This window comes from Dactylosporangium sp. CS-033363, from assembly GCF_050942475.1.
GTDB lineage: Bacteria > Actinomycetota > Actinomycetes > Mycobacteriales > Micromonosporaceae > Dactylosporangium.
Genome location: NZ_CP192032.1, coordinates 3359597 through 3372944, shown reverse-complemented (window position 1 = coordinate 3372944; position 13348 = coordinate 3359597). Strand labels below are relative to the sequence as shown.

13 protein-coding genes are annotated in these 13348 nt (G+C 72.2%); 7 read left to right on the top strand and 6 right to left on the bottom strand.

The genetic code is table 11. The annotated features are described in order from the left end of the window. The first annotated feature begins 5 nt into the window (after positions 1 to 5). Positions 6 to 650, top strand: coding sequence for a TetR/AcrR family transcriptional regulator (locus tag ACQPZ4_RS15655; RefSeq protein WP_433060965.1), 645 nt, complete (start codon positions 6 to 8; stop codon positions 648 to 650). On the opposite strand, the gene ACQPZ4_RS15650 is transcribed toward ACQPZ4_RS15655, so the two are convergent. Together ACQPZ4_RS15650 and ACQPZ4_RS15645 are read right to left on the bottom strand one after the other, a co-directional pair. Continuing rightward, positions 638 to 2038 (bottom strand): pyridoxal phosphate-dependent decarboxylase family protein, encoded by a 1401-nt coding sequence (locus ACQPZ4_RS15650; RefSeq protein ID WP_433060962.1) that lies wholly within the window; start codon positions 2036 to 2038, stop codon positions 638 to 640. The two genes, ACQPZ4_RS15655 and ACQPZ4_RS15650, sit on opposite strands and share 13 nt — an antisense overlap. A gap of 24 nt (positions 2039 to 2062) precedes the next feature. Beyond that, entirely contained in the window at positions 2063 to 2611 is a 549-nt protein-coding gene (locus tag ACQPZ4_RS15645) for a TetR/AcrR family transcriptional regulator (RefSeq protein ID WP_433060959.1), read from the bottom strand. Positions 2612 to 2688: 77 nt separating this feature from the next. Here ACQPZ4_RS15645 and ACQPZ4_RS15640 point away from each other — a divergent pair, with 77 nt between their 5' ends. Further along, on the top strand, positions 2689 to 3048 hold the full coding sequence (locus ACQPZ4_RS15640) for a DUF4267 domain-containing protein (protein ID WP_433060957.1): 360 nt from the start codon (positions 2689 to 2691) through the stop codon (positions 3046 to 3048). A 204-nt stretch (positions 3049 to 3252) separates the two neighbouring features. Here the strand turns inward: ACQPZ4_RS15640 and ACQPZ4_RS15635 are convergent, their stop codons facing one another. After that, entirely contained in the window at positions 3253 to 4329 is a 1077-nt protein-coding gene (locus ACQPZ4_RS15635; protein ID WP_433060954.1) for a M20 metallopeptidase family protein, read from the bottom strand. Next, a complete protein-coding gene (locus ACQPZ4_RS15630) occupies positions 4326 to 5366 on the bottom strand; it encodes a helix-turn-helix domain-containing protein (protein WP_433060953.1) in 1041 nt (346 codons plus the stop codon). Before ACQPZ4_RS15630 ends, ACQPZ4_RS15635 begins: the two co-directional genes overlap by 4 nt. A gap of 111 nt (positions 5367 to 5477) precedes the next feature. Here ACQPZ4_RS15630 and ACQPZ4_RS15625 point away from each other — a divergent pair, with 111 nt between their 5' ends. The 5 genes from ACQPZ4_RS15625 to ACQPZ4_RS15605 all read left to right on the top strand — a co-directional run bounded on the left by ACQPZ4_RS15625 (position 5478) and on the right by ACQPZ4_RS15605 (position 11648). Beyond that, on the top strand, positions 5478 to 7103 hold the full coding sequence (locus ACQPZ4_RS15625; RefSeq protein ID WP_433060951.1) for an FAD-binding dehydrogenase: 1626 nt from the start codon (positions 5478 to 5480) through the stop codon (positions 7101 to 7103). Positions 7104 to 7129: 26 nt separating this feature from the next. Then, complete coding sequence (locus ACQPZ4_RS15620; protein WP_433060949.1) at positions 7130 to 8470, top strand: sodium:proton exchanger; 1341 nt, start codon at positions 7130 to 7132, stop codon at positions 8468 to 8470. A 38-nt stretch (positions 8471 to 8508) separates the two neighbouring features. Beyond that, complete coding sequence (locus tag ACQPZ4_RS15615) at positions 8509 to 9987, top strand: sensor histidine kinase (protein WP_433060947.1); 1479 nt, start codon at positions 8509 to 8511, stop codon at positions 9985 to 9987. 162 nt (positions 9988 to 10149) lie between these two features. Beyond that, the gene (locus tag ACQPZ4_RS15610; RefSeq protein WP_433060944.1) at positions 10150 to 10674 is read left to right on the top strand and encodes a CGNR zinc finger domain-containing protein; all 525 of its coding nucleotides are present in this window, start codon (positions 10150 to 10152) and stop codon (positions 10672 to 10674) included. A 110-nt stretch (positions 10675 to 10784) separates the two neighbouring features. Further along, a complete protein-coding gene (locus ACQPZ4_RS15605) occupies positions 10785 to 11648 on the top strand; it encodes a phosphotransferase enzyme family protein (protein WP_433060942.1) in 864 nt (287 codons plus the stop codon). A gap of 124 nt (positions 11649 to 11772) precedes the next feature. On the opposite strand, the gene ACQPZ4_RS15600 is transcribed toward ACQPZ4_RS15605, so the two are convergent. Beyond that, positions 11773 to 12006, bottom strand: coding sequence for a hypothetical protein (locus ACQPZ4_RS15600; protein ID WP_433060939.1), 234 nt, complete (start codon positions 12004 to 12006; stop codon positions 11773 to 11775). Next, entirely contained in the window at positions 12000 to 13229 is a 1230-nt protein-coding gene (locus tag ACQPZ4_RS15595; RefSeq protein WP_433060936.1) for a M20/M25/M40 family metallo-hydrolase, read from the bottom strand. The genes ACQPZ4_RS15600 and ACQPZ4_RS15595 overlap by 7 nt, the downstream gene beginning before the upstream one ends. Between the last annotated feature and the right edge of the window lie 119 nt (positions 13230 to 13348).

Genomic DNA, 13348 nt, shown 5'->3' with positions numbered 1-13348 from the left:
AGTCAATGCTCGAACGTTCCTGGACCGCGCCGGCCTCCGTGCCGCGCGGGCGGCCGCGGACCATCGACGTGCCGACGATCGTCGCGGCGGGGGTGGCGCTGGCCGACGCGGAGGGCGTGGCCGGGGTGTCCATGCCGCGCGTGGCACGGGAGGTGGGGGTGACGCAGAACGCGCTGTACCGCCATGTCGCCTCGAAGGAGGACCTCCTCACGCTCATCGCCGACGCCGGCAGCGGTCCGCCCCCGGCGCTGGACGCCGCGCCGGGGTGGCGCCCGGCCGCGCGGGCGTGGGCGGACGCGCTGCTCGCGCGGTACAGCAGCCGGCCGTGGCTGCTCGACGTGCGGCTCCGCACGCCGTTCACCCGCAACATCGTGCTGTGGACCGAGTGCTTCCTGCAGGCGACCCGATCCAGCGGGCTGGCCACGGAGGTCCGGCTGGAGTTCGCGATGCTGCTGGACGGCCAGGCCCGGCTCCGGGCGGCGCTGCACCGCGATCTCGCCGCCGCGCCGCCGGACCTCGGCGTGCTGATCCCCTTGCTGGAGGCGAACGACTGCCCGGAGTACGCGGCCTATCTGCGCGCGCCGGGTGCGGAGCCGCCCGGCTTCGGGGTCGAGCGGATCCTGGACTCGATGGCGTCCTACGCGCCCTGAGCGCGCGCCACGGCCCGGCGCACGGCGGCCAGGGACTCCTGGATGTCGGTGTCGTCGGTCGACCAGTTGCTGACCGAGACGCGCAGAATCGCGCGGCCACGCCACCGGGAACCGGACATCCACGCGCGGCCGTCCTCGAGCAGCGCGCGGGTGACCGCGGCCGTCCGCCCGTCGTCGCCGAAGCTCGCGCAGACCTGCGTGAACACCACGTCGTTGAGCACCTCGGCGCCGTCGATCGCGGCGATGCCCTGCGCGAGTTGCGCCGCATTGCGCGCGAATCCGTCCACCATTTCAGCCACCCCGCGCCGGCCGAGTGAGCGAAGCGCCGCCCACACGGGCACGCCGCGCGCCCGCCGCGACAGTTCGGGGACCTTCTCGAACGGATCTGCCGGTCCGCCGGGCCCGGCCGGTTCGATGAGATAGCTGGCCTCCACGCCCATCGCCGCACGCAGGGCCGAGGGGTCGGCGACGATCACGATGCCGCAGTCGTACGGTACGTTCAGCGTCTTGTGCCCGTCCGTGGCCCACGAATCGGCGCGATCGAGCCCGTCCACGAGGTGCCGCAGGTTCGGCGAGGCGGCGGCCCAGAGCCCGAACGCCCCGTCGACGTGCACCCAGGCGCCGTGGCGATGGGCGAGGTCGGTGGCCGTACCGATGGGATCGAACGCTCCACTGTGGACGTTTCCGGCCTGCAGGCACACGATGGTGGGCTCGTCGGCGGCGTCGGCGAGGGCCTCGGCGAGCGCGTCGAGCCGGATGCGCCCCTGCTCGTCGGCGGCGACGGGCGTGGGCGCGCCGAGCCCGAGATAGCGCAGCGCCAGGTCGAGCGTGTCGTGCCGCTCCTCCCCGACGAGCACCCGGATGCGCGGCGCCCCGAACAGCCCGTCGAAGTCGAGGTCCCACCCCCGCCGGGCGAGCACGTGCCGGCGCGCGGCGGCCAGCCCGGTGAAGTTGGCCATGGTGGCGCCGGTGACGAACCCGACGTCCGCGCCGGCCGGCAGCCCGAGCAGCTCGAGGATCCAGGACCCGGCGGCCTCTTCGAGCGCGGCGGTGGCGGGCGTCGGGTACCGCATGGCCCCGTTCTGATCCCAGGCGCTGACCAGCCAGTCGGCCCCGAGCGCGGCGGGCAGCGTGCCGCCGATCACCCACCCGTAGAACCGCCCGGACGGCATCGCCATGAGCCCCGGCTCGGCCTCGCGGGCCAGCAGCTCGACGACTTCGGCGGGATCGGCCGGCCCCTCGGGCAGCGGACCCCCGAGCACGGACGCAAGAGCGTCGGCGTCGGCGCGGGGCGGCACGGCCCGCTCGGGCAGCGACCCCAGCCAGGCCCGGGCGTGCGACTCGGCGGCGGTCAAGACGGCATCGTAGGCGTCCTTCTTCGCACTCATGCCGTCTACTGTGTTGGCCTTCGCTCAGCCGGTCAATCGCGTCAGCAGGATGGCCAGGCGCTGTTGTTGCGTCTCGCGCGGCAGCCGTCCTCCACGCGTCAGCGTGGCCAGCCCGTGCAACCCGGCCCACAGCGTCTCGGTGAGCAACCCAAGATCATCTCCCCGTGTGTACGGCGCGATCGCCGCCGACAGCGCCTCGAACCCGGCCCGCAGCTGCGGTGGCGTCTCCTCACTGGCGAACGCGAGGTCGACGGCGTGCGAGAACATCGCGTCGTACAGCGCCGGTCGCCGCTCCGCAAAGTCCAGGTAGGCGGTGGCGACCCCCGCGAGCCCGCCCGCGGCGTGCAACTCGGCCGCCAGCTCGGCAAACCCCTCGACCGCGACCGCCGCCATGATCGCGTCCTTGCTCCTGAAATGGCTGTACAGCACCGGCTGGCTGTACTCGACCCGCTCGGCCAGCCGCCGCGTGGTCACCGCCTCCCACCCCTGCGTCTCGGCCAGCTCCCGAGCCGCCGCCACGATCATCCGCTCCCGGACCGCCCGGTCCCGCTCACGCCGCTCTTCGCTAGCCACGCTTGCAATCCTAGCACCGCTAGGCCTAGCATCGACAGCGTTCCTAGCAACGCTAGCGTTTAGAAAGGACGCGAACGATGCTCACTCCCCTCGCGTACGGCCTGGCGATCGTGCTCAACCTCTTCATCCTGTTCATCGGCGCCCGCTTCCTGCTCCAGCCGATCCCGTCGGCGGTCGGCTACGGCGTCCCGGGCACCGGCGCGTACCTGACGGTCAAGGGCGTCCGCGACGCCACCTACGGCCTGGTGGGCCTGGCCCTGCTGGCCTTCGCCGGCCCGACCGCCGAGGCCTGGTACATGCTGGTGGTCGCCCTCGCCCCGTTCGGCGACACCGTGATCGTCCTGCGCAACGGCGGCACGAAGGCCACGGCGTTCGGCATCCACTTCGCCACCGCCGTCGTCGTGCTGATCAGCGCCGCCCTGCTCTTCGCCGTCTGAGGGCTCCATATGATCGGCACATGCGCATGCTGCTCACGGGGCCCTGCTCGTCGCGGCGGCCGCGGCCCTGACCGCCTGCACCGCCTCGGACGACTTCGACACAGTTCAAGGACGACCCGTCCCTGGCCGCCGCGGTGGCCGGGGTCCCCCTGCCGCCCTCGCTGCGCTTCCAGTGCGCGACGCTCGAGGAGTGCAGGAAGGCCCTCACCCCACCCCCGACGCGCTAGCCCGGGCGAGGACCTCCAGCCGGTTGGACAGGAAGCTGCTCATGGCCCGCACGCCGAGGGGGATCGCGCGCTCGTCCACGGTGAAGTTCGGGGCGTGCGGGATGCCGTCGAGGCCGACGCCGAGGAAGAACATCGCGCCCGGCGCCCGCTCCAGGAACAGGCCGAAGTCCTCGCCGTTGAACGGGAAGGCCGCGTGCATCGTGGTGATCGCGTCGACCCCCGGCACCGTCAGCAGGTGTGCCGCGGCGAGGGTGCTGAGCTCCTGCGAGCAGACCATCGCCGGGAACGGGTCGCCGTCGAAGACGACTCGGCGGTCGCCGGCCAGGCGGCGGAGTTGCGCGCGCAGCTCCGGGTACCGGTCGTGCGGCCAGGCGCGCACCGCGAACCACGTCGTCGCGTCGCCCGGCGGGATCCAGGCCTCCGCGAACACGAAGCGGCGCAGCGGGCCGTCCGGGGTGAGCAGGTCCGCGAACAGCTGCTGGAGCTGCGCGTCGTTCGCCGGCCGCCGCACGGTCGACAGGTCCGCGATCGACGAGACCAGCGCGGCGTCCGCGCCCTCGACGTGGCCGATGTCCTGGCCGGGCTGACCCACGCCGGGCATCACCGCGAAGGTGCCCACCGGGAAGGGTCCACAGTGGAGGGCGTACACCTCATCCGGTACACCCGAGGCGAACACGCCGGCATCGAGCATCGCCCGCGCGCCCTCGAGCGTCTCCTCGGCCGGCTGGAAGAGCACCAGCACGCGGCCCGCGAACGACATGCGCGCAAACGTCTGCGCGATACCGACACCGATCGCGGTGTGCACATCGTGGCCGCACAGGTGCGCGGGGCCCGTGGCGGCGACCATCGCGTCCATGTCGGCCCGGTACGCGACCGTCGGGCCCGGCGCGCCGCCCTCCACCACCGCGACGAGCCCGTGCCCGCCGACCCCCCTCGTCACCGCGATCCCCGCGGCCGCGAGGTGGGAGGCCACGGTCGCCGCCGTCCGCTCCTCGCGACCGGCCAGCTCCGGGTGCCGGTGCACGTCCCGCCGCAGGGCTATCAAGTCGGTCATGTTCGCAAGGATACAAAGGGGTGCAAAAACTGAACGAGCGCCAGGTGCAGGGCGAGGCGCTGGTCCGGGTCGTCCAGGGCGTCGCCGAACAGGTCGCGGAGGCGCCGCAGGCGGTACCGCACCGTCTGCGGATGCGTGTGCAACTCCCGCGCCGCCGGGATGACCTGGCCCTGGCAGCGCAGCCAGGCGAGCAGCGTCTCGGTCAGCGCCGCCCGCGCCGCCGCCGAGACACCGTCGAGCGGGGCGAGCGCGCGGGCGGCCAGGCGATCGGCGACGCCGGGCTCCCAACCGAGCAGCAGCGGTACAAGATGGTCGTCACACCCGAGCACCCCGTCGGGCAGCCGCGCCGACTGCTGCAGCTCCAGCGCCCGCCGCGAGATGCGATACGACCGCCGCGCCGCGCGAATGGACACCAGCGGCCCGATCGACGCGCGCCGGCCGGACAGCGCACGGTCCAACGTGGACGGCGATGCGCGCAGCAGGCGGGTGGCGCCGTCGATGACCGTCGCGATCGCCCCGCCGCCGGCCGCGCGCGCCAGGTGCTCGGCGTCGGTGCCCTCGATGCTCACCGCGCACACCGAATCGGGCAGCGGCCAGTTCGCCTCCTCGGCCGCGGCCAGCAGCGTCGGCTCGGCGGGCGGCTCCGGCTGAATGAGCAGCGTGATGAGGCGGCGGCGGAGCTGCGCCCAGTCCCGGGCGGCGTCGCGCTGTTCGTCGAGGTAGCCCTCCGCCGCCGCGCCCGCGAGGGCGTCGACGTAGGCGAAGAGGGCGGCGGCAGTGGAGTACAACTGCGGCGGTTCGAGCGAACCCGGGCGCTCGACGAGCGTGGCCCAGAAGGTCTGGGCGCCGAGCGTGAGGATCGAGCGCAATGCGTCGACGCGGTGCCCCTCGCGGTATTCGGTGCGGCCGAGCTCGGCGAACAGCGACAGGGTCGGGGCGAGGTCGGCGCCGGAGATGAACGTGGCGACCGCGGTCTCGACGCCCAGGGTGAGGCCGTGGCCCTGGCCGCCGGTGAGGGAGCGACCCTGCTCGCGCATGGCCGAACGAACAACAGCGAGCACCGAATTTGTCACCGGGATGACAAATTCCGCCGGGAGATGTGATTCGGGCACCAACGATTTTGGCACGGAGATGCCTAGTCTGGTCGGGTGGATGCGGATGTGATCGTGGTCGGGGCCGGGCTCGCCGGACTGGTGGCGGCGGCCGAGGTGGCCGATGCGGGCAAGCGGGTCATCCTGCTCGACCAGGAGGGCGAGCAGAGCCTCGGCGGGCAGGCGTTCTGGTCGTTCGGCGGGCTGTTCCTGGTCGACTCGCCCGAGCAGCGGCGGATGGGCATCAAGGACTCCGCCGAGCTCGCGTGGCAGGACTGGCTGGGCAGCGCGCAGTTCGACCGGCCCGAGGACGAGTGGCCGCGGCGCTGGGCGGAGGCCTATGTGCACTTCGCCGCCGGCGAGAAGCGCGCATGGCTGCGGGCCATGGGGCACCGCGTGTTCCCGGTCGTCGGGTGGGCCGAGCGGGGCGGCGGACCGGCCGACGGGCACGGCAACTCGGTGCCGCGCTTCCACATCACGTGGGGCACCGGGCCGGGGATCGTCGAGCCGTTCGAGCGCCGGGTGCGCGCAAGCGACAAGGTCGAGCTGCGCTTCCGCCACCGCGTCGACGAGCTGCTGCCCGGCGGGGTGGTGCGCGGCACGGTGCTCGAAGCGAGCACAGTCGCGCGCGGACAGACCAGTTCGCGCACCACGGTCGGCGAATTCGAACTGTCCGCCTCGGCGGTCATCGTGACGTCCGGCGGGATCGGCGGCGACCACGACCTGGTGCGCAAGGCGTGGCCGCAGCGACTCGGCACGCCCCCGAAGCGCATGGTCTCCGGCGTGCCCGCACACGTCGACGGCCGCATGCTCGGCATCACCGAGGCGGCCGGCGGGCGCATCATCAACCCCGACCGGATGTGGCACTACACCGAGGGCCTGCGCAACTGGGACCCGATCTGGCCCGACCACGGCATCCGGATCCTGCCCGGCCCGTCCTCGCTGTGGCTGGACGCGACCGGCAAGCGGCTGCCCGCCCCGTGCTTCCCCGGCTTCGACACGCTCAGCACGCTGCGGCACATCACCGCCACCGGCCACGACCACAGCTGGTTCATCCTCACCCAGAAGATCATCGAGAAGGAGTTCGCGCTGTCGGGCTCCGAGCAGAACCCGGACCTGACCAACCGCAGCGTCGGGCAGGTCCTGCAGCGGGTGAAGAAGGGCGCGCCCGGCCCGGTCGAGGCGTTCAAGCAGCACGGCGCCGACTTCGTGGTCGCCACCACGCTGGACGAGCTCATCGCCGGGATGCAGAAGCTCGAGCCGGGTGTACCGCTCGACGCCGCCGCCATCCGCGAGACGATCGTCGCCCGCGACCGCGAGATGGCCAACACGTTCACGAAGGACGCGCAGATCACGGCGATCCGGGGTGCGCGTTCGTACCGCGGGGACAAGCTCATTCGCGTCGCCACGCCGCACCGGCTGCTCGATCCGAAGGCCGGACCGCTCATTGCCGTCCGTTTGAACATCCTCACGCGCAAAACGCTCGGCGGCCTGGAGACCGACCTGTCCGGCCGGGTCCTGCGCGCCGACGGCAGCCCGCTCCCCGGCGTGTACGCGGCCGGCGAGGTCGCGGGCTTCGGCGGCGGGGGCATGCACGGGTACAACTCGCTCGAAGGCACGTTCCTCGGCGGCTGCCTGTTCTCCGGGCGCACGGCGGGTCGCGCCGCTGCGCAGGCGGTCTGAACGCAACGCCGGTAGCATCGGCGGGCATGCGACGACCGCCCCTCTCGGGCCTGCTGGCGCTCGCGGCGACCGTCCCCGGAGTGGTCGTCGCGCTCGCCGGCATCGACCTGCCCGCCCCCGCGGCCGCCCTCGTCTTCGGCGGGGCGATCGTCGGGGCCGCGTTCGTGCTGGCCTGGGCGGCCGAGGCGGCGCAGGTCGACGTGTCGGCCGGGCTGGCGGTGGCGGTGCTGGCGCTGATCGCGGTGCTGCCCGAGTACTCCGTCGACTTCGTCTTCACCTGGCGGGGCGGGGAGGCGGCGGCGCAGTACGGCGCGGACTGCCACCCGCCCGGCGACCCCGGCACGCCCGCGTGCTCGCTCGCCCTGGCCAACATGACCGGCGCCAACCGGATCCTGGTCGGCATCGGCTGGGTCGTGGTCGTGCTCATCGCCTGGCGACGGTCCAAGAAGCGCGGGATCACGCTCGGGCGCGCCGACGCCGTCCCGCTCGCGTTTCTCACGATCGCCTCGTTGTACTGCCTGATCCTCCCCTTCAAGCGCACCCTCACGCTGTGGGACACGCTGGTCCTGGTGGCGGTGTTCATCGCGTACAGCTGGCGGGTCTCGCGCGCCCCGGCCGGCGAGCCGGACCTCATCGGCCCGTCGGCCTGGGTCGGCAACCTGGCCAAGGTCCCCCGCCGCAGCACGGTCATCGGGCTGTTCCTGGTCGCGGCGGCCGTCATCCTGCTGGCCGCCGAGCCGTTCGCCGAGAGTCTCGTCGACACCGGCCAGGAGCTCGGGATCAGCGAGTTCCTGCTCGTGCAGTGGGTCGCCCCGCTCGCCTCGGAGGCGCCCGAGCTGCTGGTGGCGGGCCTGTACGCGTACCGGCTGCACACCACCGAAGCCCTCGGCGCGCTCGTTTCGTCCAAGGTGAACCAGTGGACCCTGCTCGTCGGGACACTGCCGGCGGTGTTCGCGGTGTCCAGCCGCGGCTGGTCGGGGCTGCCGATCGAGCCCGCCCAGCGCGGCGAGCTGCTGCTGACCGCGTCCCAGTCGCTGCTCGCGATCGCGCTGCTGCTCGGCTTGACGCTCAGCCTGCGCGCGGCGCTCGCCCTGCTCGGGCTGTTCCTGGTGCAGTTCGTGCTCGCGGGTGTACTGCCCGTGCAGTGGCACGATCGCAGCCTGTGGATCCTCAGCGGGGTGTACCTGGTCCTCGCCGCGATCGCGGTCTACCGCAAGCGGACCTGCCTGATCCCGATGCTGCGCGACGGCCTGCTCACCCCGTACGACCAGCTCGGCGACGGCCTGCGCTGCATGACCACCGGCGGCGGCCGGCTGCGGCTGCGCACCCGCCTCAAGGAGGCGATCTCGTCCCACCCCGGCGGTTGATCTCGGCGGCGGGCCCTGGCCTGCCGTAATCTGCCCGCGTGACGGATCGACGGCGGCTCACCAGCCAGCGGCTCTTCGCGCTGACGATCGGCGCGATGACCCTGCTCATCGCGCTGGGTTCCTGGGCCGGGTACGCCTCGCTGGCCGAGACCACCCGCGTGACCGACCGGCTGCAGCTGCGCATCTCGCCCGCCGCCACCGCGGTCGTCGAGCTCGGGGCGGCGCTGGTCGACCAGGAGACCGCCGTGCGCGGTTTCGTGCTCGCACGTGAGCGGACGTTCCTCGATCCGTACAGCGCGGGCATCGAGACCGAGCAGCGCCTGGCCGACCGGTTGCGCGGCCTGCTCACCGACGAGCCGGCCGCCCGTGCTCGTCTGGAGGCGGTCGAGAAGGCGGCCGCCGGCTGGCGCACGGCCTATGCGCAACCGCTCATCGCCGACCCCGACCCGCAGTCGCCGCTGGTCGTGTCGAGCAAGACCGCCTTCGACGCCCTGCGCGCCGACGTCACCGACCTCCAGCGGCTCGTCGACGATGCGCGCACAGCCGGACGCGCGGATCTGGACACTTCGCGCCACCGCCGCGACACGATCTTCGGCATCATCGTGGGCGGCCTGCTCGTCGGGCTGTTCGCGATCGCGTTCATGTTGCAGCGGCTCGTGCTGCGCCCGCTCGAACGCCTGCAGGCCTCGGTGCGCCGGATCGCCGACGGCGACTTCGAGCACCACGTCCCGGCCGGCGGCCCGCCCGACCTGGCCGAACTGGGCGCCGACGTCGAGGCGATGCGCGACCGCATCGTGACCGCCCTCGATGCCAGCCGAGCCCAGGAGGAGCGGCTGCGGCGCTCGAACTCCGACCTCGAACAGTTCGCCTACGTCGCCAGCCACGACCTGCAGGAGCCGCTGCGCAAGATCGCGTCCTTCTGCCAGCTGCTCCAGCGCCGGTACTCCCCGCAGCTCGACGACCGCGCCCGCCAGTACATCGCGTTCGCCGTCGACGGCGCGACCCGGATGCAGGCCCTGATCAACGACCTGCTGGCGTTCTCGCGGGTCGGCCGCGTGTACGACAACGTCACCGAGGTCGACCTCGCCACCACCATGCGCCGCGTGCGCTCCGACCTCGAGGCGCGGCTGTCCGCGGCCACCCTGGAGTGCGACGACCTGCCCGTCGTGCAGGGCGACCCGACCCTGCTCGCGATGCTCCTGCAGAACCTCGTGAGCAATGCCGTCAAGTTCCGCAAACCGGACACGGACCCGCACATCGTCGTCCACGTCGAGCCCGAGGACGGCTTCCACCGCTTCTCGGTGCAGGACAACGGCATCGGCATCGAGCCGCAGTTCGAGGACAAGATCTTCGTCATCTTCCAGCGCCTGCACCCGCGCGACGTCTACCCCGGCACCGGCATCGGCCTGGCCATCTGCAAGCGCATCGTCGAGCACCACGGCGGCCGGATCTGGCTCGACGCCTCCTACACCGACGGCGCGCGCATCTGCTTCACGCTCCCCCGCGCATCCGGCTGACCACCAGCACGGCCAGTTCGACCCAGCGATTTCCACAGACGCAGCGCCGGTACCGGATGATGCCCTCGCTCGTCGCATGCTCCGACTCCACGACGGCGGTGGCCGCCGCCCGCCCACACGTCCCACACGGTTCCATGCGTCCCAGCGTGCTGTAATGGCCTTGTGCACTTCAACCATTACGGCGGCTCGGGCACGTTCCTCGCGGCCGACCTGCTGAACTGCGCCGACTTCACCCCGGCGGTGCTGCGCGACCTGCTGACCTCGCACGAGATGGCGTCGCGCAACCTGACGACCGCCCAGTCCGCGGCCCTGGCCACCTGGGTCGAGGGCGCTCGGCCGCTGTTCGGTGAGCCGGACGTCACACGCCAGGTCACGCTCGTCAACGCCCTCCTGACCGCCGTCACGACCTCGGTCCGCGTCTCGATGCACGACGGCAACGCCCCGCACCTGCACTACATCACCGGCACCGACGACCCGGTGGAGCGCATCAGCGCCGCGATCGCCGGCGGCCTGGCTGTGGCGGTCTGCGGAGCGGGCGGCGGCCGGCTGGGCCGCTGCTCCCGACTTGACTGCCCCATCGTGTACGTGGACACCTCCCGCAACGGCCGCCGCCGCTTCTGCTCAACGGCGTGCGCCAACCGCGTCAACGTGGCCGCCCACCGCGCCCGCTCACTTCCTCGCCCGTAAGTGTCGTACCCCTCCCGTAGCCTCGACTCGGGGGCTGGTCATGCAGATCCACGGCCACTCAAGCCGATACGTTGATCGCCCGCCCTCGGCAGCGGTAGCGTCTTGGTTCGATGTGGAGCGAAGTACGCCCGCCGACGACGGCCCAGATCCGCGACGCCTTCGGTGTCGAGGTGGGCGAGCTGCGACCGCATCCGAGCGGGTTCGAAGCGGATGCGTTCACCGACGGGCGCTGGTTCGTGAAACTCTGGCGCCAGCAGCCCGACAGCGACGCCGCGCTGGCGCTGACCGCCGAGCTGGCGGCTCGGGGCATTCCCGTTCCCGCGGCGCACCGGGCGCTCGGCGGCTCGTTCACCTCAGAGCATCATGGCCGGCACTACGCACTGTTCCCGTTCGTCGACGGCCGCCAGGCAACGTGGAACGACGCCGACGCGATCGCGCGGGCGATGCGCACCGTGCACGAGATCGCCGGCCTCGTCCTGCCCCGCACCGAGATGGACGAGTGGTGCATCGAGGTGCTGCGCGACCGGCACGACCATCCGTGGATCGCCGACCGCCGCGACGAGGTGATGGCCAACGTCGACCGGCTCGAAGCGGTGATCGAACGGGCCCGCGCGATCGAGGTGCCCCACATCGTGTGCCACCGCGACCTGTTCCCTCACAACGTCCTCATCGACCGCGACGGTCGCGTCGCGACGCTGCTCGACTGGGGTCAGACGATGCTGGCACCGCGCGAGCACGACCTGTTCACCGCCTTGTGCGGACCCGACCCGGCACGCTTCCTGCACGCCTACGGCGCGCAGCGACTCGACCTCACCCACCTCGAGTACGCCAGGCTCGCCCGGTCGCTGAACGACCTTGCGGTTCGCATTTACCACGAGGTCGACCTGGACGGCGTCAACACGTGGGGCTTCGACCTGTTGCGCCGAGTGGACGCCGACCTCGCGCTCGCCCGACCATTTTGCGACCGCATGTGATCCGGTTGACGTGGCCTTCGACGGCGCCGGCGTTGTGGGCAGCGCGAGGCCGTTACGGACGGCGGGCTGCGTCGGCGAACCTCGCGCAGGTGCGGGCGGGAAGTGTCGTACCCCTCGCGTAGCATCAGGTCACGGGCTGCGGGTAGGCGACCTGGCTGCGGTGCCCGGTCTTGTCGACGGCGCGCACCCCGAAGTGCACGTTGTCCTTGGCCACGTCGATCGTCGCGGTGGTCACGTCGCCGACCGGGATCACGTGCGTCCATTCGGGAGCGGTGCTGTCCCGCCAGAGCACCTCGTACCCGGCGAGGTCCGGCTCGCTGCCCCGCGTCCACCGCAGCGTGGTGTCGTTGGTCAGCACCGCCGCCACGATCCCGACGCCGCTCGGCGTGGCCGGCCCCTGCGCGAGTGACCAGAGCGTGGCCGCGTTGACCTTGGCCACCCGCACCATGTACCCGAAGTCGCAGAACTGCGCCAGGTCCCCGAACTGCGTCCCGCCCTCGACGCGCACGTCCTGGTGCTCGTGATCGAAGTTCTCGCGCGCTCGGTGAGCCGCCCGGCCGGGTACCCCTGCTGCAGGAACGGAATGTGGTCACTCCCGCGCAGGAAACGATCACGCCGCCACACCACGCGAATGCGCATGCCGGTCGCGTCGTTCTCGGCCACGTCGCGCACGAAACGCGCAAGCTGCCGCGACGGCCCGTCGTCCTCGCCGCCGACACTCTGCCGCGTGGCCGTCTGCGCGGCGGTCTCACTGGTCGGCACGCCCTCGACGAACAGCCGCACGGTGCGCGGATCCGGCGCCGTACCGTCCCAGGCCTGGCTGGCCCCGACGATGTCGTTGCTGAACATCGCCGCGATCCTGGCTCCGGCCGCCTTGAACTGCGCCGCCATGTACGTCGAGCCGAACAGCCCCTGCTCCTCCCCCGCGAACGCCACGAACACGATCGTCGACTCGACCGTGCGCGAGGCGAACACCCGGGCAAGCTCGAGCACCACGGCGACACCGGAAGCGTCGTCGTCGGCCCCGGGCGCGTCATCGGTGAAGTTCATGACGTCGGTGATGCGCGAGTCATAGTGCCCGGACACGACATGGATCCGCTCGGGCGCGACCGACCCGCGCAACGTCGCCACGACATTCGTGACGGTGACCGGTTCGGGATTGCGCGCACCCGGCGGCTGCACGAACGACTGCAACTCGACGCTCATCCGCCCACCCGACGCGGCGGCGACTGCTTGAAACTGCGCGAACAGCCAATCCCGCGCGGCCCCGATCCCCCGGTTCGGATCGGTCTGACTGGACAGCGTGTGCCGCGTCCCGAACGCCACGAGCCGGTTCACGGTCGCCCGAATCCGCCGCTCGTCGATCTCCCCGAGCAGCCGCCGCAGATCACGATCGGGCACCTGCGGCTGCGGCCGCCGCCCCGGCCCTCCGTTGTCGAAGTCCGCGCTCACGGCTTCCGCGTGCGCCGGCCCGGCCGCGCCGAGCCCAAGAGCCGCCGCCGGCACAGCGGCGGTGGCCACGGTGAGGAGCGCCCGCCGCGTGGTGGCCGGCTGGTTGTGTGGTTCGCGATCGGTCTCCATGCCTTCGCATCCTGGCCCGACCCCACGACCAAGTAAACAAGTATCAATATCCAACCCAGCCGCGCAGGGTATCTACGCGGGTCCCCCGGCGCGCGCGAGCCTGCGCGTCCGCACGAGCC

What these genes read in the sequence shown, in the direction of transcription:
- ACQPZ4_RS15655 (WP_433060965.1), top strand. Translation starts at nt 6, where the DNA reads ATGCTCGAACGTTCCTGGACCGCGCCGGCCTCCGTGCCGCGCGGGCGG.
- ACQPZ4_RS15650 (WP_433060962.1), bottom strand. Translation starts at nt 2,038, where the DNA reads ATGAGTGCGAAGAAGGACGCCTACGATGCCGTCTTGACCGCCGCCGAG.
- ACQPZ4_RS15640 (WP_433060957.1), top strand. Translation starts at nt 2,689, where the DNA reads ATGCTCACTCCCCTCGCGTACGGCCTGGCGATCGTGCTCAACCTCTTC.
- ACQPZ4_RS15635 (WP_433060954.1), bottom strand. Translation starts at nt 4,329, where the DNA reads ATGACCGACTTGATAGCCCTGCGGCGGGACGTGCACCGGCACCCGGAG.
- ACQPZ4_RS15630 (WP_433060953.1), bottom strand. Translation starts at nt 5,366, where the DNA reads ATGCGCGAGCAGGGTCGCTCCCTCACCGGCGGCCAGGGCCACGGCCTC.
- ACQPZ4_RS15620 (WP_433060949.1), top strand. Translation starts at nt 7,130, where the DNA reads ATGCGACGACCGCCCCTCTCGGGCCTGCTGGCGCTCGCGGCGACCGTC.
- ACQPZ4_RS15605 (WP_433060942.1), top strand. Translation starts at nt 10,785, where the DNA reads ATGTGGAGCGAAGTACGCCCGCCGACGACGGCCCAGATCCGCGACGCC.
- ACQPZ4_RS15595 (WP_433060936.1), bottom strand. Translation starts at nt 13,229, where the DNA reads ATGGAGACCGATCGCGAACCACACAACCAGCCGGCCACCACGCGGCGG.